The sequence below is a fragment of the Streptomyces sp. NPDC002779 genome (assembly GCF_042888685.1).
Taxonomy (GTDB): Bacteria; Actinomycetota; Actinomycetes; order Streptomycetales; family Streptomycetaceae; genus Streptomyces.
In genome coordinates this window covers 19,655-41,228 of sequence record NZ_JBIAQC010000016.1, presented here as the reverse complement: position 1 = coordinate 41,228, position 21,574 = coordinate 19,655, and the positions used below count along the sequence as shown (strand labels likewise).

13 protein-coding genes and 2 pseudogenes are annotated in these 21,574 nt (G+C 72.5%); 6 read left to right on the top strand and 9 right to left on the bottom strand.

What is annotated here, in order from left to right:
• Positions 1-38 precede the first annotated feature (38 nt).
• Positions 39-1,235, bottom strand: coding sequence for an IS110 family transposase (locus ACFYW5_RS32025; RefSeq protein WP_389420627.1), 1,197 nt, complete (start codon positions 1,233-1,235; stop codon positions 39-41).
• A gap of 233 nt (positions 1,236-1,468) precedes the next feature.
• Here ACFYW5_RS32025 and ACFYW5_RS32020 point away from each other — a divergent pair, with 233 nt between their 5' ends.
• Both ACFYW5_RS32020 and ACFYW5_RS32015 read left to right on the top strand, forming a co-directional pair.
• Positions 1,469-2,359 carry a hypothetical protein gene (locus ACFYW5_RS32020; RefSeq protein ID WP_389420626.1) on the top strand — a complete coding sequence of 297 codons (891 nt, stop codon included), beginning with the start codon at positions 1,469-1,471 and terminating at the stop codon, positions 2,357-2,359.
• Positions 2,360-2,397: 38 nt separating this feature from the next.
• On the top strand, positions 2,398-7,134 hold the full coding sequence (locus tag ACFYW5_RS32015; RefSeq protein WP_389420625.1) for a hypothetical protein: 4,737 nt from the start codon (positions 2,398-2,400) through the stop codon (positions 7,132-7,134).
• On the opposite strand, the gene ACFYW5_RS32010 is transcribed toward ACFYW5_RS32015, so the two are convergent.
• The 7 genes and pseudogenes from ACFYW5_RS32010 to ACFYW5_RS31980 all read right to left on the bottom strand — a co-directional run bounded on the left by ACFYW5_RS32010 (position 7,085) and on the right by ACFYW5_RS31980 (position 15,265).
• A complete protein-coding gene (locus ACFYW5_RS32010; RefSeq protein WP_389420624.1) occupies positions 7,085-8,668 on the bottom strand; it encodes a GMC family oxidoreductase in 1,584 nt (527 codons plus the stop codon). The genes ACFYW5_RS32015 and ACFYW5_RS32010 overlap by 50 nt on opposite strands.
• On the bottom strand, positions 8,655-10,208 hold the full coding sequence (locus tag ACFYW5_RS32005) for an APC family permease (RefSeq protein WP_389420623.1): 1,554 nt from the start codon (positions 10,206-10,208) through the stop codon (positions 8,655-8,657). Before ACFYW5_RS32005 ends, ACFYW5_RS32010 begins: the two co-directional genes overlap by 14 nt.
• An 80-nt stretch (positions 10,209-10,288) precedes the next feature.
• Complete coding sequence (locus ACFYW5_RS32000; protein WP_389420622.1) at positions 10,289-11,758, bottom strand: aldehyde dehydrogenase family protein; 1,470 nt, start codon at positions 11,756-11,758, stop codon at positions 10,289-10,291.
• A pseudogene (locus ACFYW5_RS31995) lies at positions 11,739-12,362 on the bottom strand (RHO alpha subunit C-terminal catalytic domain-containing protein); the annotation flags it as partial. The pseudogene ACFYW5_RS31995 and the gene ACFYW5_RS32000, both read right to left, overlap by 20 nt.
• Positions 12,362-13,003 (bottom strand): annotated as a pseudogene (locus tag ACFYW5_RS31990) (NAD(P)/FAD-dependent oxidoreductase); the annotation flags it as partial. The pseudogenes ACFYW5_RS31990 and ACFYW5_RS31995, both read right to left, overlap by 1 nt.
• A gap of 29 nt (positions 13,004-13,032) precedes the next feature.
• Positions 13,033-14,118, bottom strand: a complete 1,086-nt coding sequence (locus tag ACFYW5_RS31985) for an S-(hydroxymethyl)mycothiol dehydrogenase (RefSeq protein WP_389420621.1) — start codon at positions 14,116-14,118, stop codon at positions 13,033-13,035.
• A 316-nt stretch (positions 14,119-14,434) separates the two neighbouring features.
• Entirely contained in the window at positions 14,435-15,265 is an 831-nt protein-coding gene (locus ACFYW5_RS31980; protein WP_389420620.1) for an IclR family transcriptional regulator, read from the bottom strand.
• A 385-nt stretch (positions 15,266-15,650) separates the two neighbouring features.
• Between ACFYW5_RS31980 and ACFYW5_RS31975 the strand changes: the two genes are divergently transcribed.
• The gene (locus ACFYW5_RS31975; protein ID WP_389420619.1) at positions 15,651-15,974 is read left to right on the top strand and encodes a bifunctional 3-phenylpropionate/cinnamic acid dioxygenase ferredoxin subunit; all 324 of its coding nucleotides are present in this window, start codon (positions 15,651-15,653) and stop codon (positions 15,972-15,974) included.
• A gap of 73 nt (positions 15,975-16,047) precedes the next feature.
• Complete coding sequence (locus ACFYW5_RS31970; RefSeq protein WP_389420618.1) at positions 16,048-17,232, top strand: NAD(P)/FAD-dependent oxidoreductase; 1,185 nt, start codon at positions 16,048-16,050, stop codon at positions 17,230-17,232.
• 45 nt (positions 17,233-17,277) lie between these two features.
• Here ACFYW5_RS31970 and ACFYW5_RS31965 read toward each other — a convergent pair whose 3' ends face one another.
• On the bottom strand, positions 17,278-17,874 hold the full coding sequence (locus ACFYW5_RS31965) for a hypothetical protein (RefSeq protein ID WP_389420617.1): 597 nt from the start codon (positions 17,872-17,874) through the stop codon (positions 17,278-17,280).
• A gap of 420 nt (positions 17,875-18,294) precedes the next feature.
• On the opposite strand from ACFYW5_RS31965, the gene ACFYW5_RS31960 reads away from it, so the two are divergent.
• Entirely contained in the window at positions 18,295-21,135 is a 2,841-nt protein-coding gene (locus tag ACFYW5_RS31960) for a nitrate- and nitrite sensing domain-containing protein (RefSeq protein ID WP_389420700.1), read from the top strand.
• Positions 21,132-21,569 (top strand): roadblock/LC7 domain-containing protein, encoded by a 438-nt coding sequence (locus ACFYW5_RS31955; RefSeq protein WP_389420616.1) that lies wholly within the window; start codon positions 21,132-21,134, stop codon positions 21,567-21,569. The genes ACFYW5_RS31960 and ACFYW5_RS31955 overlap by 4 nt, the downstream gene beginning before the upstream one ends.
• The last annotated feature ends 5 nt before the right edge of the window (positions 21,570-21,574 follow it).

The following is a 21,574-nucleotide window of genomic DNA, read 5'->3' as shown; positions in this document are numbered from 1 at the left end:
CGAGTGACAGCACAGCAAGGAGCTTCCCAATGCTGATGTCAAGCCGCCACTGTGACTGGTGGTGTGGCTTGGTAGTACGCTCCGTCGCGGATCATGGCCCACAGGACGTTGACGCGGCGGCGAGCGAGTGCCAGCAGCGCCTGCTTATGTCCCTTGCCTTCGGCGCGCTTGCGCGCGTAATAGGCCTTGGAGGCAGGGCAGCTCTTCAGGCTGGAGAGGGCGGAGAGGTACATCGCGTTGAGCAGGCCGCGGTGAAAGCGGCGCGGTCTTCGAAGGTTGCCGCTGACGCGGCCGGAGTCACGCGGGGCAGGCGCCAGGCCGGCGAAGCCGGCCAGCCGGTCGGCGCTGCCGAAGGCGTCCATGTGACCGCCGGTGGCCGCGATGAAGACGGCGCCCGTCATCTTGCCCGTGCCGGGCAGGCTGAGGATCACCTCGGCGTGCGGGTGCTCGCGAAACCGGGCCTCGATGAGCGCGTCGACTTCCGTGACCTCCTCATCAAGGGCCATCACCCCCTTCGCCAGCCGCACCACCATCGCGGCGGCCAGCTTCTCCCCAGGCAGGGCCGTGTGCTGGGCCTCGGCTGCCTCCAGGGCAGTCCGGGCGAGCGTGGCGGCTCCGCGCACCTTGCGGTTGCGCAGCCACGTCTCGACGCGCTTGGCTCCGCTGCGGCGGATCGCGGCCGGCGTCTGGTAGCCCGTCAGCAGCATGACCGGGCCCTTGTTGGTCAGATCCAGCGACCGTTCCAATGCCGGGAAGATCTCCAGCAGTTGGGCACGCAGCCGGTTGATCTGGCGGGTGCGGTCGGCCACCAGATCCGCCCGGCGTGTGGTCAGTATGCGCAGGTCGACGGCGATCTCGTCACCGGGACGCAGCAGACCGAGGTCGCGGCGCATGCGGGCTTGGTCGGCGATGACGAAGGCGTCCTTGGCGTCCGTCTTGCCCTCGCCCCGGTAGGAGGCCGAGGCGTGGTGCACGGTCAGGCCGGTGATGTAGACCATCGGCTGGTCGTGGCTGACCAGCAGGCCAATCAGCAGGGCGGCACCGCCGCCGTTGAGGTCGACCGCCCACAGCACGTCTTCATCGATGTCCAGGACGTCACCGATCAGCTCCAGCAGGGCCGATTCGTCGTTCAGGACCCGGCGGGACAGCAGCCGTTCACCGTCCCGGTCGATCACCACGCAGTGGTGATGTTCCTTGCCAATGTCCACTCCGGCCCATATCCGGGGCACGGTCACCTCCGCCAGTTCGTCGCGCTACCACTGCCCAGCAGACGACCTCGCCGACGTTGCCCTACGCAGCGATCGAGTCGCATCTCCCAATTAGCGGTCGAGTCGTCGCGGGGCTCCGGGTGGCCAAGCTCCTTCAGCCATCTGACGGTCGCCCAATCATCAGCCATGCCCAGAGCCCCTGGGTCCCACTGATCTTACGAATGATCATTTCGAACCCACTAGAAAGGTAGGGCCCAACCGTGAGCGAGCACGTCGAGTGGAGCGAGCCGGAGGCCACCGCCCCCTCCGCGAGTGCCGCCGTCACGCCCGCGGACGCCGCCGACGCCGCCCGGCTCGTCGCCTTCGGGCTCCAGCCGAAGCTGCAGCCCGCGCGGGACCAGGAGTACACCGAGCTGCTGCGGCGCTACCGCGAGGACCCGCCGTTCGCGCGGCTCGCGGACGCCGTGGCCGCCGGGCTCGGCCTGGTGGTGCTGGAGGTGTCCCCCCGCGCGGGGATGGCGGTGACCGCCGCCGAGGACTCGGTGTTCGCCGTGCGCATGGGCGACTACGCCCGGCGGACCTCCGCCGAATCCGGCGACCGCTTCCTGCACGGGCTCGCCCATCTCGCCGTCGCCGCCCTGGCGTTCCCCCGCCCCGAGGACCTCGCCGACGACGGCTACATCGGGCGCGTCTCCGTCAACGGCGTCGACGCCTTCGTACGGCAGGCCTGCCGGCGCCTGGAGGAACGGGCCGAGGAGCAGGGCGAGAACACCGACCCGGCGAGCGACGCGCCCGGTCTGGAGGCCGCCTGGCGGATCTGGGCCCGACGCACCGCCACCGGCGCCACCAAGGACGCCCGCAGACTCGCCGGGTCCACCACCGGCATCATCGGCAAGGCCGTCGCCTTCCTCACCGACTCCGGCTTCCTCCAGCGCACCGGCGACGACAACGGCGGTACGTACCGCACGACCGCCCGCTACCAGCTCCAGGTGCGGGACATGGCGGGCAGCTCCGCGATGGCCGAGCTGCTGGAGCTGGGCGTGGTTCCGGTCACCGACGGCACGGCGACCCTGCTGCCGCCCGAGGAGGGCGACGACCTGGAGCTGGTCGCCGACGCCGGACTGCCCTTCCACGCGTCCGCCCGGTCCTGACCTTCCCCCCACCTGCCGAAGACTTACGAGAGTCCGCCATGTACGAGCTGTCCCGCATCCGCCTCTACTCCATCGGTCCCGCCGGTGCGCGCTACGCCGACACCGTGCTCGACCTGCGGGGCGTGGGCGAGCCCGTGCCCGACCCCGCGCCCGCGCAGGCGGAGTTCTTCGCGGAGGAGCCCGTCGGCCCGCCGCGCCGGCCCGCGCCCGCCGGCGTGCTGTTCCTGGAGAACGGCGGCGGCAAGTCGGTGCTGCTCAAGCTGATCTTCTCGGTGATGCTGCCGGGCCACCGCAACACCCTCGGTGGCGCCAGCTCCGGTGTGCTGCGCAAGTTCCTGCTCGCCGACGACTGCGGACACGTCGCCCTGGAGTGGCAACACACGCTGACCGGCGAGTGCGTGGTGGTCGGCAAGGTGAGCGAGTGGCGCGGGCGGCAGGTCTCCAACGACCCGCGGAAGTTCGCCGAGGCCTGGTACTCCTTCCGGCCCGGGCCCGGGCTCGCGCTGGACAACCTGCCGGTCGCCGAGTCCACCGCCGTACGCCCGCCCGTCGAGGGCGCCTCCGGCGCCCAGGGCCGGCGCCGCACCATGAAGGGCTTCCGGGACGCCCTCACCGAGGCGGGCAAGGCGTACCCGCATCTGGAGGTGCACTGGGAGGAGATCCACGACCGGTGGATCGAGCACCTCGGCGACCTCGGCCTGGACCCCGAACTCTTCCGCTACCAGCGGGAGATGAACGCCGACGAGGGCGAGGCCGCCGGCCTGTTCGCGGTGAAGAAGGACTCCGACTTCACCGACCTGCTGCTGCGCGCGGTGACCGACACCCGGGACACCGACGGGCTCGCCGACCTGGTCAGCGGGTTCGGCAACAAGCTCGGGCGGCGCGCCGAGCTGATCGCCGAGCGGGACTTCACCGCCGGGTCCGTCGATCTGCTCGGGCGGATCGTGGAGGCGGCCGAGGCGCGCTCCCGCGCGCGGGACATCCACACCGGGGCCGAGCGGCGGACCCGGACCCTGGCCCGGCGGCTGTCCGCGCGCGGGGCCCGGGAGCGGGTGCGGGCGGCCGACCTCGCCCAGCGGGTCACCGCCGCCGCGTACGCCGTCACGCATGCCGAGGCGGGGCGGGAGCGCAGTGCGTCGATCGCCGCCGAACTCGCCTACCGGCACGCCTCGCTGGCCCTCGCGGCCGCCGAGAAGTCCGCGGCCGCGCAGAAGCGCGAGCTCGCCGAGGCCCGCACCCTGCACTCCGCCTGGCAGGCCGCCGAGGCCGTGCTGCGGCACCGCGCCGCCGCCGACCGGGTCGCGCGGGTGGCCGCCGCGATCCAGGAGGCCGAGCGGGACGCCGCCCCCGCCCTCGCCGCCCGCGCGAAGGCCGCCGTCGATCTCGTACGGGCGCTGCACGCGGCCGCGGAGAGCGCCGAGGCCCTCGCCAACCAGGGGGAGGAGCGGTCGGCCGCGCTCCAGGAGGTCGGCGAGGCCGCCCACCGGGACGCCACCTCCGCCGCCACCGAGGCCCAGCGCGCCCGCAGCGAGATCGGCCACCTCAAGCAGCGCCTGTCCGAGGTCGAGCAGGAGACCGCCGAGGCCGTGCGCGCCGGCTGGCTCGACGACAGCGCCCCCGACGCCGATCCGGCCCGCGCGGCCCTCGCCGCGAGTGACGCCGAGAAGAGTGCCGTATCCGCCTGGGACACCGCGCGGGAGGCCTCCCGGCGGGCGTCGGAGCACGCGCGCGAGGCGGCCGCCACGGAGTCCCGCGCCGAACTCACCGCGGCCCGCGCGGCCGACGCGGCGACGGCCGCGCAACGGGCCTACGAGGCGGAGCAGCGGCTCGCCGAGGCGCTGGCGGCCGAGGAGCGGCTGGCCGAGCTGCTGAGCCTGCCGGGCGCCCCCGGCGGGGCGCGGGCGGGCCTGCCGGGGCCCCGGGCCGGGCAGGACGCCGGATCCGGCGGAGCAGCGGTCGGCGGCACTAACCCGCACGCCGACGCCGGCACCGCCCCGCGCGGCCGGACGACCGGCACCGGAGGGACCGTCGGCCCGCGCCTCGCCCCGGACGGCACGCTGACACCCGAGGAGCTCGACCGCTTCGCCGACGAACTGCGCGAACTCCTCGACGACGCCGTCTCCTCCGCCGAGCGGCACCTCTTCGAGCTGCGGACGGCCGCCGCCGACGACTCCCGCATCCTCGGCGCCCTCGGCGACGGCGGACTGCTGCCGCCGGGACCCGACGTGCTGGCCACCGTGGAGTTCCTGGGCGAGCACGGCGTCCCCGCCCTGCCCGGCTGGCGCTACCTCGCCCAGGCCGTCGACCCCGCCGACCACGCGCGCGTACTCGCCGCCCGGCCCGAGCTGGTCGACGGCGTCATCATCACCGACCCCGCCACGCACGCGCGGGCCCGCGAGGTGCTGGGCGAAGCGGCCCTGCTGCCCCGGTCCGCCGTGGCCGTCGGCACCGCCGCCGCGCTCCTCGCCCCCACACCGGGCACCGACGCGCACACCGGTGACGTCTTCCTCGTACCGCCGAACCCGGCCATGCACGACGAGCACGCCGCCGACGAGGAGCGGCAGGCGCTGCGCGCGCGGGCGGCCGAGCGGGACCAGGAGATCCGCACCCTCGCCGCCCGGCTCGGCAAGGACCGGGAGCTCGCCGCGCGGCTCGCCTCCTGGCGCACCGGCTGCCCGGCCGGACGGCTGGTCGAACTGGCCGAGACGGCCCGGGAGGCCCGCGCGTTCGCGGAGGAGTCCGAGGCCGAGCTCGCCGAGGCGCGGACCGTGCGCGCGGAGGCCGACGAGGCCGCCGCGGAGGCCGCCCAGGTCCGCGACGAGCGGCAGGAAGCCGCGCAGAAGGCCCGGCGCGCCGCCGACGCCCTCGCCGGCCTCGCCTTCCGGCTGCGCGAGCGGGCCGGCTGGCAGGCCAAGCTGCGGGAACTCGCCGACGAGGCCGCCGAGTCGGAGGCCCGCGCCCAGGCCTGCCTGGAGCGCGCCCGAGCCGCCGACGAGAACCGGCGGGCCGCCCAGCGCGCCGCGGACGACGCCCGCCGCACCGCGCGGGCCCTGCGCGCCGAGCGCGCCGAGATCGCGGGCGCCCCCGACGACGTACCGGAGACCGGCGCCGAGGCGTCCAAGGCGTCGCTGCCGGCCCTGCGCGAGGCCTACCGGGCCGCCTCGCAGGTGTACGAGAAGGTCGGCGTCGGCGCCGACCTGCGGGCCGAGCAGGCCCGCGCGGAGAGCGACGAGAGCGCGGCGCGCGCGGAGCTGGACCGGCTGAGCAACAAGGTCCGCACCCGCGCGGAGCAGTTGCTCCAGTCCCCCGACGGCTCCGACGGGCCGTCCCGGCAGGCGGCCGTCGCCCGCGCGGAGGAGCTGGTGCAGCTCCTGGAGACCCGGATGTCGACGGCGAGCGAGCAGCTCGGGCGGCTGCGCGGCGAGGCCGAGCGGCACGCGCCCGAGGACGGCGAGGAGGCGCACACCGAGCTGGCCGAGGAGCTGCAGCCGCGCGACGCCGAGCATGCGCAGGCGCTGCTGCGCACGGCGACCGCCGAACTGGCCTCGCGCACCGAGGCGCTGGGGCAGGCCCGGGAGGCGCACGCCGAGCTGCTGGCGGCCCACCGCGCCGCCGAGGACGCGGCCGGCGGCTTCGACGAGATCGCCGCGATGCTCCGCGACCTGCTGCGCGAGCACACCCCGGAGGAGGACCAGGAGGAGACCGAGCCGTATCCCGGCAGCCCGGACGAGGCCCGGCAGTCCGCCGCCGAGGCCCGCCGGTCGCTGCGCGGCTGCGCCGCCGACCTGTCCGCCGCCGAGGCGGCCGTCCGCGAGGCGAGCGATGTGCTCGTGCGGCACGCCAACTCCACGCGGTACGAGCAGGTACGCACCCCCGCGCGGCAGCAGATCCGGGAGCTGCCCGCCGCCTCGCTGCCCGAGCACGCGCAGAAGTGGGCGGACGCCTTCGCACCCCGACTGCGCGTCCTCACCGACGAGTTGGCGCAGCTGGAGCGCAACCGCGACTCGATCGTGGACCGGCTGCGCGGACTGGTGGAGTCGGCGCTCGCCACCCTCCGGTCCGCGCAGCGGCTGTCCCGGCTGCCCGAGGGCCTCGGCGAGTGGTCCGGACAGGAGTTCCTGCGGATCCGGTTCGAGGAACCCGACCAGGCCACGCTCACCGAGCGACTCGGCGAGGTCATCGACGAGGCCACGCGCGCGGCGGTGAAGAAGAACTCCGATCTGCGGCGGGACGGGATGTCCCTGCTGCTGCGCGGAGTCGGCGCCGCGCTCCGGCCCAAGGGCGTCGCCGTCGAGATCCTCAAGCCGGACGCGGTGCTGCGTGCGGAGCGGGTGCCCGTCGGGCAGATGGGCGATGTGTTCTCCGGGGGGCAGCTGCTCACCGCGGCCATCGCGCTGTACTGCACGATGGCGGCCCTGCGCTCGAACGACCGGGGCCGGGACAAGCACCGCCACGCCGGCACGCTGTTCCTGGACAACCCCATCGGCCGTGCCAACGCCACCTACCTGCTGGAGCTGCAGCGCGCGGTCTCCGACGCCCTCGGCGTGCAGCTGCTGTACACCACCGGCCTGTTCGACACCACCGCGCTGGCTGAGTTCCCGCTGGTCATCCGGCTGCGCAACGACGCCGACCTGAGGGCGGGACTGAAGTACATCAGCGTCGAGGAACACCTCCGCCCGGGACTGCCCCAGCAGTCCCAGGGGGAGGACGCGGTGCACAGCGAGATCACGGCGACCCGCATGTACCGACGGCCCCCGGCCGACGATCGGCCTTGATCAGATCCGCGCACTTCTCGCCGATCACCATCGTCGTGATGCACGGATTGACGGTCACCAGATCCTGCATCACCGACCCGTCCGCCACCCGCAGCCCCTCGACCCCCTTGACCCGCAGCCGCGCGTCGAGCGGGGCCGTGGGGTCGTCGTCCGCGCCCATCTTCACCGTGCAGGACGGGTGGTAGACCGTGTTGTGGGTCCGGTGGATGTAGTCCAGCAGTTCGTCGTCGGACCGGACGTCCGGTCCGGGGGCCAGTTCGGCTCCCGCCCAGCCGCTGAGCGCGGGCTGCCCGGCTATGCGGCGGGCGAGCCTCAGGCCGTACGTCATCACGCGCACGTCGTGCTCGTGCGTGAAGTACCGGGGGTCCACCCGCGGCTTGTCCCGGTAGTCGCGGGTGCGCAGGCGGACCGTGCCCCGTGACCTCGCCCGTGTGACGTTGGGGGTGAGGCAGAACGCGTTCTCGGAGGTGGGGTAGCCGTGGCGCGCCGTGTTCATGTCGAACGGCACGGAGCCGTAGTGGAACATCAGGTCCGGCCGGTCCAGGCCCGGTTCGGTGTCGTAGAAGATGCCCGCCTCCCACCACTGGCTGGACGCGGTGGTCATGGGCCGCCGGGCCTGCCACATGATGACGCCCTCGGGGTGGTCCTGGAGGTTCTCGCCGACGCCCGGGGCGTCCACCACCACCTCGACGCCGACCTCGCGCAGGTGCGCGGCCGGTCCGATGCCGGACAGCATCAGGAGCTTGGGGGAGTCGATCGCCCCGCAGGAGACGACGACCTCGCGCCGGGCCCGTACCGTCCGGCTGTGGATCAGGTCGGGGTCCAGGTACTCGGCGCCGACGCAGCGCCGGCCGTCGAGGAGGAGCTTCTTGGCCCGTACGCCGGTACGGACCTCCAGGTTCGGACGCTTGCCCATCACCGGGTGCAGGTAGGCCACCGATGACGACTGACGGATGTTGTTCTCGTCGGAGTTGATCTGGAACCAGTTGGCGCCCCGGATCACCGTCCGGCCGGTGTTGAAGGCCGTCGTCGGTATGCCCGCCTGCGCGCACGCCTCCAGCAGGGCCGTGCCGCACGGATCCTCGCCCTTGAGCGTGCGCAGTTTCACCGGGCCGGTGCGGCCGTGGTGGTCGCCGGGGGAGTCGTTGTTCTCCACGCGCCGGAAGAGCGGGAACAGGTCGGCCGCGCTCCAGCCCGAGCAGCCGCCCGCCGCCCAGTCGTCCAGATCCTCGGCGGGGGCCCAGAAGGCGATGCAGGAGTTGTGCGAGGAGCAGCCGCCGAGCACCTTGGCGCGGGCGTGCCGCAGGAAGCTGTTGCCGCTGGGCTGCGGCTCGACCGGGTAGTCCCAGTCGTAGCCGGACTCCAGCAGGCCCATCCAGCGCTCCAGCCGCAGGACGGCGTCGTCGCCGACGTCGCTCGGCCCGGCCTCCAGGACGCACACCGTGACCGCCGGATCCTCCGACAGCCGGGCCGCGACCACATTGCCCGCGGTGCCGCCGCCGACCACGACGTAGTCGAACTCATCGATGCTCAAGACGGTCTCCCTCGGCCTCCGCGGCGCTCTGCGACCGGTGCTCGGCCAGCACACCCGTGCGGTGCCGCTGGACGAACCAGTAGTAGGCGAAGCCGCCGCCCGCGATGACCCCGACGAACAGGACCGCGCCCCACTGGAGGTACCAGTGGAAGGGGGCGCTGGCGTTGTACACGGAGGCCCGCGGCCAGATCAGGTTGATCGTCATACCGAGGCCCCACAGCACGGCCAGCGCGTTGACGAGCAGACCCCAGCGGCCCAGCGAGAAACGTCCGTCGCCGGCCGGCTGCCATCTGCCGCGCAGCCGCGCCACCAGCATCGGGGCCGTGACGCCCAGGTAGGCGAGGTAGATCATGATGATGCCGATGCTGGTGACGACCGTGAAGATCTGCGGCTGCCGGATGTTGACCACCAGGATCGCCAGCGCCAGGATCCCGATGATCACGGTCGGCAGGACCGGGGTGTGGAACCGCGGGTGGCACTTGGCCAGCTTCGAGGACGCGGGCAGGTTGTTGTCCCGGGCCATCGCGAACGCCAGCCGGACCGCGGCCGTGTGGACCGCCAGGGCGCAGACGGTGACCGCGATCAGCACGCACCACAGCATCGCCTTGCCGGCCGTCGAGCCGAGCACGTCCAGCACGATGTACTGCAGTCCGTCCGTGGAGAGCCGCTCCCCCTTCAGGCTGGAGACGCTCATCAGGGCCAGGAGCAGGACCAGGCCGCCGAGGACGAAGGAGGCCACGATCGCCCGGATGATGGCGCGCGGCGCGTTCCGGGTGGGATCGAGTGACTCCTCGCCGAGCGAGGCGGCCGTGTCGAAGCCGTACATCACGTACGCGGACGCCAGCGACGCGACGAGGAACGCGCCCAGGTACCCGGCGCCGTAGCCCGCGCCGGTGTCGTTGGTCTCCATGACCACCTGCGGACCGCGGGTGATGTGGACGGCGAACAGGACGATCAATACAACGGTGGCGATCAACTCGATGAACACGCCCGCCGTGTTGATCCGGGCCATCAGCTTGACGCCGAAGGCGTTCACCAGGGTGGTGAACAGGATCAGCACCGCGGCCAGGATGACCGCGTTGGTCGCCACGTCGTACTTTCCGGTGCCGTCGCCCACGAGCTGGAACGCGTCGGAGATCTGCGGCAGCGTCAGCTGGTAGGCCAGCGCCACGGCCGCGATGGACACGATGGACGCGATCAGCATCATCCACCCGGCGAGCCAGCCCAGGTGCGGGTTGCCTATCTTCTTCGACCAGTTGTAGACGGACCCCGCCACCGGGTAGCGGGCCGCCAGCTCGGCGAAGCAGAGGGCGACCATGAACTGGCCGCCGAAGACCATCGGCCACGACCACCAGTAGGCGGGGCCGCCACCGCCGTAGCCGAAGTAGAAGAGCTGGAAGGTGCCGGTCAGGATCGAGATGTAGCTGATGCCGGCGGCGAAGGTGTGGAAGGTGCCGAGGGTGCGCTTGAGTTCGGGTCTGTACCCGAACTCGGCGAGTTCGGCGTCGTCGGCGTCTCTCGGTGGGTGGGTCGTGGTCATGAGCGGACTCCTGGTGGGCCTGAGGGAGGAGGGGGAGCGGCTCGTGCGGGGGCCGGGTGCCGCGTGCTGCTACCCGGTGATCAGCTGAACCATCCCTGAGGCGTGGGGCTGGTGTTGCGCCAGATGTGTTTGGTCTCGCGGTACTCGGCGAGCCCGGAGGGGCCGAGCTCCCGCCCGAATCCGGACTGCTTGTAGCCGCCCCATTCGGCCCCCGGGACGTACGGGTGGTAGTCGTTGATCCAGACCGTGCCGGTCCGCAGCGCGGCCGCGACCCGCGCCGCCTTGCCCTCGTCACGCGTCCATACCGCACCCGCGAGGCCGTAGACGGTGTCGTTGGCCAGGCGTACGGCCTCCTCCTCGCCGGTGAAGCACTCCACCGTGAGCACCGGCCCGAAGGACTCCTCCTGGACCACCGACATTCCGGCGGCGCACTCGTCGAGCACCGTGGGCGGGTAGTAGAAGCCGTCGTCGAGACCGGCACCGGTGGGGCGGGCGCCGCCGCAGCGCAGGACCGCGCCCTCGGCGAGCCCCATGGCCACGTACGCCTCGACCTTGGCGCGGTGGGCCGCCGAGATCAGCGGCCCGGTCCGGGCCTGCTCGTCGAAGGGCCCGCCGAGCCTGATCCCGGCGGCCCGCCGTACGACCTCGTCGACGAACCGGTCGTGCAGCGGCTCCTCCACGAGCAGCCTGGCACCCGCCGAGCAGACCTGCCCGGAGTGCAGGAACACGGCCGTCAGCGCCATGTCGACGGCCGTGTCGAAGTCGGCGTCGGCGAAGACGATGTTGGGGTTCTTGCCGCCGAGTTCGAGCGCGACCTTCTTCACGGTCCCGGCCGCGGCCGCCATCAGCCGCCGCCCGGTGTGCAGGCCGCCGGTGAAGGAGACGAGGTCGACGCCCGGGTGGTCGGCGAGCGGGGCGCCCGCCTCGGGTCCCGCACCGAGCACCAGATTGCCGGCGCCCGGCGGGAGTCCGGCCTCGTCCAGCAGCCGCATCAGATGGATCGCGGTGTGCGGGGTCAGCTCGCTCGGCTTCAGCACGAAGGTGTTGCCCGCCGCGAGCGCGGGGGCCACCTTCCAGGCCGTCTGCAACAGCGGGTAGTTCCACGGGGTGATGAGCCCGCAGACCCCGACCGGCTCGTGCACCACCCGGCTGTCGATGGCCCGCGCGCCGGTGTCGACGACCCGGCCGGTCCCCTCGCCCGCGACGAGCCGCCCGAAGTAGCGGAAGCAGTTGGCCACGTCGTCGACGTCGTACTCGCTCTCCACGAGCCGCTTTCCGGTGTCCAGCGACTCGGCCCGGGCGATCGACTCCTTGTCGCGTACGAGGAGATCGGCGACGCGCAGCAGCAGGTCGCCGCGCTCCTGCGGTGCCGTCCGGGGCCAGGAGCCGGTGTCGAAGGCGCGACGGGCGGCGCCGATCGCCTCCACGGTGTCCTTGCCGCCCGCCTCGTCCACCACCCCTACCAGCGAGCCGTCGGCCGGACAGCGGATCTCCCGGGTGCGCTCGTCGAGCGCACCCCGCCACTCGCCGTCAATGAACAGGTCCGGCATGGCCGCCTCCCAGCTTTTCCAGGATCCACGCGTGGAAGATCCCGATGTGGTGCTCGTTGGGGACCAGCACACCACCCGCGCGGTACGCACGGGACGCCATGGCCGGCTGTGTCCGCTCACAGGCCTCGAAGTCCTGCTCGTTGACCCGGTGGAACAGCTCCACCGACTTCGACACGTCGGCTCCGGACGCGACGACCTCGGGTGCGTACAGCCAGTCGCACTCGACGACCGTGCGGTCCTCGGCCAGCGGGAACATGCGGTGCAGGATCACATGGTCCGGAACGAGGCTGACGAAGACCGTCGGCTTGACGGTGACGGCGTAGTACCGGCGGTCCTGGTCCTCGCTCACTCCCGGCAGCTTCGCGAAGCCCTCGCTGCCGTCGACGGTGAAGCCCTTGACCTCCTCGCCGAACTCGGCGCCGTGGCCGACGTAGTACTGCGCGGCGTAGCCGTCGGCGAACTCCGGCAGCACCTCGGTGAGTTCGGGGTGGATCGTGGCGCAGTGGTAGCACTCCATGAAGTTCTCGACGATCAGTTTCCAGTTGGCCTTCACGTCGTAGGAGATGCGCCGGCCGAGGGCGAGGTTCTCCGTGCCGTAGTGCTCACCGGCCCCCAGAAACCGGCCGCGGAGACGACGTGGTCGGCGGGGAAGGAACCCTGGTCGGTGAGTACGGCGGTGACGCGGTGCCCTTCCTTCTCGATGCCGGTCACGGTGTGGCGTTCCAGGAAGCGGGCGCCTCTTTGAGTGGCCCGTTCCCGCTGGGCGCGGGCCGCGAGGAGGGCGCGGGCCAGGCCGTCGTCGGGGGTGTGGAAGCCGCCGAGGACCACCGACTCGTCCAGCAGCGGCCACAGTTCCTTGCAGCGGGCGGCGCCGACGATCTCGCCGCGGATGCCCCAGGCGGCGGCGTAACCGGCCCTGCGATGCAGTTCGGTGAGGCGTTCCGGGGTGGTGGCGAGCTCCAGGCCGCCGACCCGGTCGAAACAGGGAACTCCGTCCACGGTCAGGGCGTTGAACTTCTCGACCGTGTACTTGGCGAACTCCGAGAGCGTCCGGGACGGGCTGGTCTGGAAGACGAGTCCGGGCGCGTGCGAGGTGGAGCCGCCGGGGGCGGGCAGGGGGCCCTGTTCGAGGACGGTGACGTCGGTCCAGCCGCGCGCGGTCAGTTCGTCGGCGAGCGAGCAGCCGACGATGCCGGCACCGATGACGACCACACGGGGGGACTGGCTTTCGGGGGTGCTGGACATGCCCCTCCTTGCGGGGTGGTCGACGGGGCTCACAGGACCACGACCGAGCGCAGCACCTCACCCCGGTGCATCTTGGCGAAGGCCTCCTCGACCTGGTCGAGGGCGATCGTCTCGGTCACGAAGGCGTTCAGGTCCAGCAGCCCGTAGAGGTACTGGTCGACGAGGAACGGGAAGTCCCGGCTCGGCAGACAGTCCCCGTACCAGGACGACTTGATCGCGCCGCCGCGTGAGAACACGTCGATCAGCGGGAGCTCGACCTTCATCTCGGGGGAGGGGACGCCGACCTGCACCAGCACGCCCGCGTGGTCGCGCATGTAGAAGGCCTGGGTGAAGGTCTCGGAGCGGCCCACGGCGTCGATCGCGATGTCGACTCCATGGCCGTCGGTGAGCGCCCGCACCGCCTCCACCGGGTCCGTGCCACGGGAGTTGACCGTGTGCGTGGCGCCGAACTTCTCCGCCTGGTCGAGCTTCTTGTCGTCGATGTCGACGGCGATGACCTTCATGGCGCCGTTCAGACAGGCTCCGGCGATGGCTGCGTTGCCGACGCCGCCGCAGCCGATGACGGCGACCGAGTCGCCGCGCCCGACTCGGCCGGTGTTCACCGCGGCGCCGTAACCGGCCATCACGCCACAGCCGATGAGGCCGGCTGCCTCGGGCCGGGCGGCCGGGTCGATCCGCACCGCCTGCCCCGCCGCGACCAGCGTCTTCTCGGCGAAGGCGCCGATGCCGAGGGCGTTGCTGAGCGGGGTGCCGTCGAGCAGCGTCATCGGCTGCCCGGCGTTGCGGGAGTCGAAGCAGTACCAGGGACGGCCGCGGCGGCAGGAACGGCACCTGCCGCACGGGGCCCGCCAGGCGAGGACGACGTAGTCACCGGGTGAGAGGTCGGTGACACCTTCGCCGACCGCCTCGATCGTGCCGGCCGCCTCATGTCCCAGCAGGAACGGGAAGTCGTCGTTGACCCCGCCGTCGCGGTAGTGCAGGTCGGTGTGGCAGACCCCGCAGGCCTGTACGGCGACCAGCACCTCACCGGGGCCCGGATCGGGGACGACGATCGTCCGCACCTCGACGGGTGCGCCCTTCTTCACAGCGACTACGGCACGGACCTCGTGTGGCACGACCGGGCTCCTCTGCTGTTGCGCACTGCACGATGGGTTGCGCGATGAGGAACATAGTGAGAACGCCATCAAGCGGCCGTCAAGAGGCGCGAGTTAACCCTTGGCAAAAGGAATCCGCGAGGCGAAACGTGTCGGACACATGGCGGCGGAGGCCGTCGGACACGGGACGGCGGTGGCTGCTGGACACATGACGGCGGGCGCCGTCGGACACGGGACGGCGGGGGCCGTCGGACACAGAGGCGGCGCGGGAGCAGGAGGAACCTGGTCCCGCGCCGTGATCCGCTCGTTCGGCTTGCTGCTGTTCGGAGGCTTTCGGTCAGAAGCCGTATCCCATACGGCGGGACAGCTCGGCCCCGGCCGCCACCGTGCGCTTGGCCAGCTCGGGCAGCCGGTCGCTGTTCAGCCGGTAGACCGGGCCCGAGACACTGATCGCCGCGATCACCTTGCCGTCGTGCGAACGCACCGGTGCCGCCACGGCGGCCAGCCCCAGCTCCAGCTCCTCCAGGGTGATGCCGTAACCCTGCTCCACCACGGCCTCCAACTCCCCGCGCAGCGCCGAGGCGCCGGTGATCGTGCGCTCCGTGAACCGCGGCAACGGGCGGGCCAGCAGCCCCTCGCGCAGGGTGGGTGACATGTGCGCGAGCATCACCTTGCCGCTGGAGGTGGCGTGCAGCGGGGTGCGCCGGCCCAGCCAGTTCTGCGCCGTCACCGACGCCGTGCCGCGGGCCTGCATGATGTTGACCGCCGCGTCGTCGTCCAGCACGGCGATGTTGACCGTCTCGCCCAGCTCGTCGGCGAGTTCCCGGCAGACCGGGACACCCTCCTGCGAGATGTCGAGGCGCACTGCCGCCGCCCCCGCGAGGCGCAGGACGCCGGCGCCCAGGTAGTACTTGCCGCGGTCCTTCGCCTGGGCCACCAGGCCGCGGTTCTCCAGGACGCCGAGCAGCCGGAAGGCCGTCGACTTGTGCACGTCCAGTTCGTCGGCGATCTCGGTGACGCCCGCCTCCCCGTGCCGGGCCAGGATCTCCAGGACGCTCACGGCGCGGTCCACCGACTGCACCGCGCTCGCCGCGCCCCTTCCGCCCTGCTTCTCCGGGCTGGGCGTGCTGGCACCTGGGACGGACTGCTGCCTCTGCGTGCGGGTCATGGCTCAACTCTCACCACCTGGGGGCCCGATTCGGGCCGCATCTGCGGGAAACCCTTGACGCGACGGTCGCCCCGCGCGGATTCTGTTGCGCATAGCGCTTGCTCGTGCGCCATGCGAAACATCATGTTACCCAAGCGTCCGGTCCCCGGTAGGGGCCGAACAGCACATGCGGCCGCACCCGGCTCCGGACCGACGGCGTCCCGGAACCCCGGGCGCACCGCGGCACCGCAGCAACGCAGTCGCAGCAACGCAGCACTCCGGCCCTGGAACCCCGCTTCCGGGCTGTCTCTCCGCGGACCGCCTTACAAAGGCCCGCGCTCCTGACTCCCTGCCGCACCTGGACCACACCTGTCCGGACCAGCGCTCCGGACCGAGAGGGGGGCCCATGATTCCCGTCTGCCGCCTCGAAGACCTCCCCGAGGGCGAGTCCGTCCGCATCGGGACGACACCACCCGTCGCCGTGTTCCGCACCGAGGACGGCGAGCTGTACGCCATCGACGACACCTGCACCCACCAGGACGCCTCCCTCTCCGAGGGCTGGCTGGAGGGCTGCCTGGTCGAATGTCCGCTGCACGCCGCCTCCTTCGACCTGCGCACCGGCGAACCGACCTGCCTCCCGGCCCGCCGAGCCGTCCGCACCCACCGGGTCACGGTCGACGACGGAGTCATCCACGTCCACCTGGCGCGGGAAGAGGGTACGGCCGCATGAACGCCGTGACCCGGCCGACGCAGGGCCACTGTGCTGACTCGTGCGCGACCTTGGCCAAGAGGAGGCGCACCGCATGAGGACCGTGACCGTCGTCGGCGCCTCCCTCGCCGGGCTGTACGCGGCCCGGGAACTGCGCGCCCAGGGCTTCGACGGTCGACTGGTGATCGTCGGCGACGAATCCCACCGCCCCTATGACCGGCCTCCCCTCTCCAAGGACTTCCTCACCGGCCGGATCGACGAGGACCGACTCGCCCTCACCGACGCCGAGGAGACCGCGGAACTCGACGCCGAGTGGCGCCTCAGCACCCGGGCCCGCGGCCTCGACGTCCGCGGACGCGCGGTTCTGCTCGACAACGGCCGTACGGTGTCCACCGACGGCGTCGTCATCGCCACCGGCGCCTCGCCCCGCCGCCTCCCCGGGGCCGAACTCGCCGGCGTCCACACCCTGCGCACCCTCGACGACGCCCGAACCCTGCGCGAGGAACTCACCCAGGGCCCCCGACGTGTCGTCGTCATCGGTGGCGGCTTCATCGGCGCCGAGACCGCGTCCTCCTGCGCCGCCCTCGGCCACACGGTCACCGTGGTCGAAGCCGCATCGCTGCCGCTCGTGCCCCAGCTCGGCGTCGAGATGGCCGCCGTGTGCGCGGCCCTGCACCGCCGGGGCGGAGTCGAACTGGTCACCGCTACCGGCGTGGCCGGGCTGACGGGCATCGCCGCCGTCAGCGGCGTGGCACTCGCCGACGGCCGTGACCTCCCGGCCGACGTCGTGATCGTCGGCATCGGTGCCGTCCCCAACACGGCCTGGCTGGCCGGGTCCACGCTCGCCTTTCAGGACGGTGTCCTGTGCGATGACGGCTGTATGACGGCGCTGCCCCAGGTGGTCGCCGTCGGAGACGTCGCCCGCGTCGGCGGCCACCGCGCGGAGCACTGGACCTCCGCCACGGAACAGCCCCGGGTCGCCGTCGCCAACCTGCTCGCCGGGCACACCTCCCGGACGGTGAGGTCGCTGCCCTACTTCTGGTCCGACCAGTACGGCGCCCGCATCCAGTTCGCCGGCCACCGCCGGGACGGGGACACCGTCCGTATCGCCGAGGGCGCTCTGTCCGACGGGGCACCGGCCGAGGGAGGCTTCCTCGCGGTGTACGAGAGGGACGGCCGTACGACCGCGGTCCTCGCCGTGGACAGACCGCGCCCCTTCATGCGGCTACGTCGTGAACTGGGGGGAGGGGACAGGCGTATGGGGGCGTCGGTGTCCTGAAGGGGTGCTTTCCGGGTACCGATGCTCGGGTGCCCCCGCCTCGCCTCAGGAGTGCGACAACTGCCCCGCGCCGCCCCGCCCGTGTATCCGCTCCTGGCCCCGCCCGGCCGCCCTGGCCTGGCGCTGCGCCCGGCGCCGCTCCCGCCGCAACTGACGCGCGGTGCTGGCCGGTGTCGACACCACGCCGTGGCGCTGGTTCCACACCTGACGGGTCACCCAGACGTCCAGCGCGGCCCAGGTGGCGACCACTGTGCTGGCCACGCTGCTGAGCACCATCGGGAACGCCAGCCACGAGCCCGCCAGGGTGCACAGGAAGGCCACCATCGCCTGCATCAGCGTCACGGCGATGATCAGCACCGCCCGCACCGCCGCCGTGCGCACCGGATCGGGCAGCCGACGGCGACGCGCCGGTTCCTCGACCCACAGCGGGGGATACAGCGCCTCTGCCAGTGCCTCCTCGCGCTCCTCCCGCTCGTGCGAGGTGACCCGCGGAGGCGTCACCGCCTTCTCCTCCGGGGCCGCTGGAACTCCCGTCCGGGCCGCCGGAATGTCGAGATTCGGCGCCTCCGGACCCTCCCGCACCGTCAGGCGCGTCGCCGCGCCGCCGTCCTCAGGCGCCTTGCGCCGCTGAGCCGTGCCCATCACCGTGTCACTCCCCACCGCCAGCAGACCGCTCGCTTCCGTGTCCGAAGACCCGGCTCCCCAACGGCTGCCCGGCTTGCGCTGTTTTACGCCGCCGGGAGGCGAGATGCGGCTCCTGTGGCCGATTCTGCCCCCGTTTCCCATGGAGAAAGACGAACGACCTCGCCCGAAGATTCCCAACGAGGGAAAAATTCCAGCCAATTGATATTGCGGACGAGCCGGGCCGGTCCCGGCGGCCCGTGCCGGGATCCGGGAGGCAATCTCCCCCAATGGCCGGACAACTCCCCATGTCTCGCCCCCGGTACGGAAGTTCAGCTTCCGGACGGCTCTTCGAGTTACGTGTGCGTCGGTAGTAGGCTCGCGCCGTTTGTTGACGCACATGTGTACCCCCGTCCGGTGGGGGTCGAGCTGGGGGAGGCCATGCGCTTTCGCGGGAAGTCCATCCGCCGGAAGATCGTGGCGTTGCTTCTCGTGCCGCTGGTGTCCCTCACCGCGATCTGGGGCTTCGCCACGGTACTGACGGGTCGCGAGGCACAGCAGCTGTTCAATGTGTCGTCCGTCGTGGAAAAGATCGGCTACCCCATCGAGGACACGGTCCGTGTCCTCCAGCAGGAACGCCGGCAGACACTTGTCCACCTCGCCGACCCGCGCGCCTCCGACGGGCTCGCCACCCTGAGGCGCAGCCGCAGCGCCACCGACGAAGCCGTCGCCGAGATCCGCAAGAACGCCCAGAATCCCGACGTGCGCGACGCGATGGGTCAGGGCACGGACGAACGCCTCACCGCCGTCCTGGACGCCTTCGACGGCATCGACTCCCTGCGCCGCAGCGTCGAGGACGGCACCGTCAACCGGGCCACCGCGCTGAACCTCTACAACAGCCTGATCGACCCCTGTTACGTGCTCCTCGCCAACCTCCACGTCGTCGACAACGTGGAGATGGACAAGGAGTACCGCGCCCTGGTCAACCTGGCGCGCGCCCGCGAGCTGCTCTCCCGCGAGGACGCCCTCCTCGGCTCCGCGCTGATCGTCGGCAGGCTCTCGCACGACGAACTCCGCGCGGTCTCCGACTACGCCGCCCAGCGCACCCTGATCTACGACGTCAACCTCCCCCTGCTGCCCTCCTGGGAGCGGGACCGCTTCACCCGCTTCTGGAAGAACGCCGCGAGCGCCCCGCTGCGCGTCGCCGAGGAATCCGCCGTCTCGACCGGCGCCGGCACGCCCAGCGGCGTCACCGCGAAGAGCTGGGACTCCGCGGCCGGCAACGTCCTCGACGAGCTCGCCGAGCTCAACGACCAGGCGGCCGACCGCTACCAGGACCGGGTCCGGCCGGTCGCGATGGGCGTCATCGCCAAGGCGGCCATCGCCGGTGTGCTCGGTCTCGTCGCCCTGCTGGTCTCGCTGGTCCTGTCCGTCCGGATCGGCCGCACCCTCATCCGCGACCTGCGACAGCTGCGCCTGGAGGCCCACGAGGCGTCCGGCGTCCGGCTGCCCAGCGTGATGCGCCGCCTGTCGACGGGCGAGCAGGTCGACGTGGAGACCGAGGTCCCGCGCCTGGAGTACGACAAGAACGAGATCGGCGAGGTCGGCCAGGCACTCAACACCCTCCAGCGCGCCGCCGTGGAGGCCGCCGTCAAACAGGCCGAACTGCGCGCCGGGGTCTCCGAGGTCTTCGTCAACCTCGCCCGCCGCAGCCAGGTACTCCTGCACAAGCAGCTCACCCTCCTCGACACCATGGAACGCCGGACCGAGGACACCGACGAACTCGCCGACCTGTTCCGCCTCGACCACCTCACCACCCGTATGCGCCGGCACGCCGAGGGCCTGGTGATCCTCTCCGGCGCCGCCCCCTCCCGGCAGTGGCGCAAGCCCGTCCAGCTCATGGACGTGGTGCGGGCCGCCGTCGCCGAGGTCGAGGACTACGAGCGCATCGAGGTCCGCCGGCTGCCCCGGGTGGCCGTCACCGGCCCGGCCGTCGCGGACCTCACCCATCTGGTGGCCGAACTCCTGGAGAACGCCACCGTGTTCTCCCCGCCGCACACCGCCGTCCATGTGCTCGGCGAACGCGTCGCCAACGGCTTCACCCTCGAGATCCACGACCGCGGACTCGGCATGGCCGCCGACGCGCTCCTGGACGCCAACCTCCGGCTGGCCGAGACCCCCGAGTTCGAGCTCTCCGACACCGACCGGCTCGGTCTCTTCGTGGTCAGCCGGCTCGCCCAGCGGCAGAACGTCCGGGTCTCCCTCCAGCCGTCCCCGTACGGCGGCACCACCGCCGTCGTGTTCATCCCCGACGCGCTGCTGACGGACGACGTACCGGACACCAACGGTCTCGGTTTCCGGCTGGACCGGCCCGGCCCCTCCAAGGAGGCCGAGCTGGAGGAGGCCCGCCGACTGGAGGAGAGCCGCCGAGCCGCCCTCGCCCAGGTGCCCGTACAGCTGCCCGGGCTGCCCACCCAGCTCCTCGACGGGCCGGTCGAGCTGGAGGCGCCCGTCGATCTGCCCGCCCTGGGCGACTTCCCGGACGGACTGGACGAGGAGGACGGCGAGCGCGGCGGTCTTTTCCGCCCGCGCCGCTCCCACCTCGCCCGCGCGGAGGACACCACCGCCCGCCACGACCCGCCGGACTCCGCCGACCCGGACCATGCCGCCTCGGAGGACCACCTGGATGCCGCGGTTCCGCTGCCCCGGCGCCGGACGCCGAAGCTGGTCAGCTCGCACGGGCGCCCCGTCACCGACCAGCGCTCCCGACGCGACGAGGCCGAGGAGTACCCGGCGGGCGCCGGCCGCCACGAGCCGGCCACCCCGGCACCGCTGCCGAGCCGGCGGCGCGGGGACGCGCCCCCGCGTCGCGGTCCCGGCACCTCCGACCCGGTCGGCGAGCGGACCGGCCCGGCCACGGGCCGGGACTCCTCGGGGGAGCCCTCCCCCCTTCCCCGGCGCACCCGGCGCGCGGAGATCGAGTCCAGCAACCCGGGCGCGCCGGACCGGCACCCCGCCCCCAGGCCGCAGCAGCCCGGCTCCGGCACCGGACCGCTGCCCCGGCGGGTACGCCAGGCCAATCTCGCACCACAGCTCAAACGGGATCCCGCCCGACCGACCGAGGGCTCGACGGAGCCCACCGAGCGGGATGCCGACGAGGTACGCAACCGCATGGCCTCGCTCCAGCGCGGCTGGCAGCGCGGCCGCGAGGAGAACGCCGCGGGCGACGACGCCCCCAGCGGCACAGCACCACGAGGAACGACAAAGGGGGACGGTCGATGACCGCACCGAAGGCGACCGGCCATACCGCGACCACCGCGTCCGGCGAGCTCAACTGGCTCCTCGACGACCTGGTGGACCGCGTCGCCAGCATCCGCAAGGCCGTCGTGCTCTCCGGGGACGGCCTGCCGACGGGTGCGTCCAAGGACCTGACCCGGGAGGACAGCGAGCACCTGGCCGCCGTCGCCTCCGGCTTCCACAGCCTCGCCAAGGGCGTGGGCCGCCACTTCGAGGCGGGCAGCGTGCGGCAGACGGTCGTCGAGCTCGACGACGCCTTCCTGTTCGTGACGGCCGCCGGCGACGGCAGCTGCCTGGCCGTCCTCTCGGATGCCGACTCGGACGTCGGCCAGGTCGCGTACGAGATGACCCTCCTGGTCAAGCGGGTCGGGGTGCATCTGGGCACCGCTCCACGCACCGACCTGCCCGCAGGCGGGTAGTGGGA

Coding starts and splice junctions, on each gene's coding strand:
- ACFYW5_RS32015 (WP_389420625.1), top strand. CDS start 2,398: ATGTACGAGCTGTCCCGCATCCGCCTCTACTCCATCGGTCCCGCCGGT.
- ACFYW5_RS32005 (WP_389420623.1), bottom strand. CDS start 10,208: ATGACCACGACCCACCCACCGAGAGACGCCGACGACGCCGAACTCGCC.
- ACFYW5_RS32000 (WP_389420622.1), bottom strand. CDS start 11,758: ATGCCGGACCTGTTCATTGACGGCGAGTGGCGGGGTGCGCTCGACGAG.
- ACFYW5_RS31980 (WP_389420620.1), bottom strand. CDS start 15,265: ATGACCCGCACGCAGAGGCAGCAGTCCGTCCCAGGTGCCAGCACGCCC.
- ACFYW5_RS31975 (WP_389420619.1), top strand. CDS start 15,651: ATGATTCCCGTCTGCCGCCTCGAAGACCTCCCCGAGGGCGAGTCCGTC.
- ACFYW5_RS31970 (WP_389420618.1), top strand. CDS start 16,048: ATGAGGACCGTGACCGTCGTCGGCGCCTCCCTCGCCGGGCTGTACGCG.
- ACFYW5_RS31965 (WP_389420617.1), bottom strand. CDS start 17,874: ATGGGCACGGCTCAGCGGCGCAAGGCGCCTGAGGACGGCGGCGCGGCG.
- ACFYW5_RS31960 (WP_389420700.1), top strand. CDS start 18,295: ATGCGCTTTCGCGGGAAGTCCATCCGCCGGAAGATCGTGGCGTTGCTT.
- ACFYW5_RS31955 (WP_389420616.1), top strand. CDS start 21,132: ATGACCGCACCGAAGGCGACCGGCCATACCGCGACCACCGCGTCCGGC.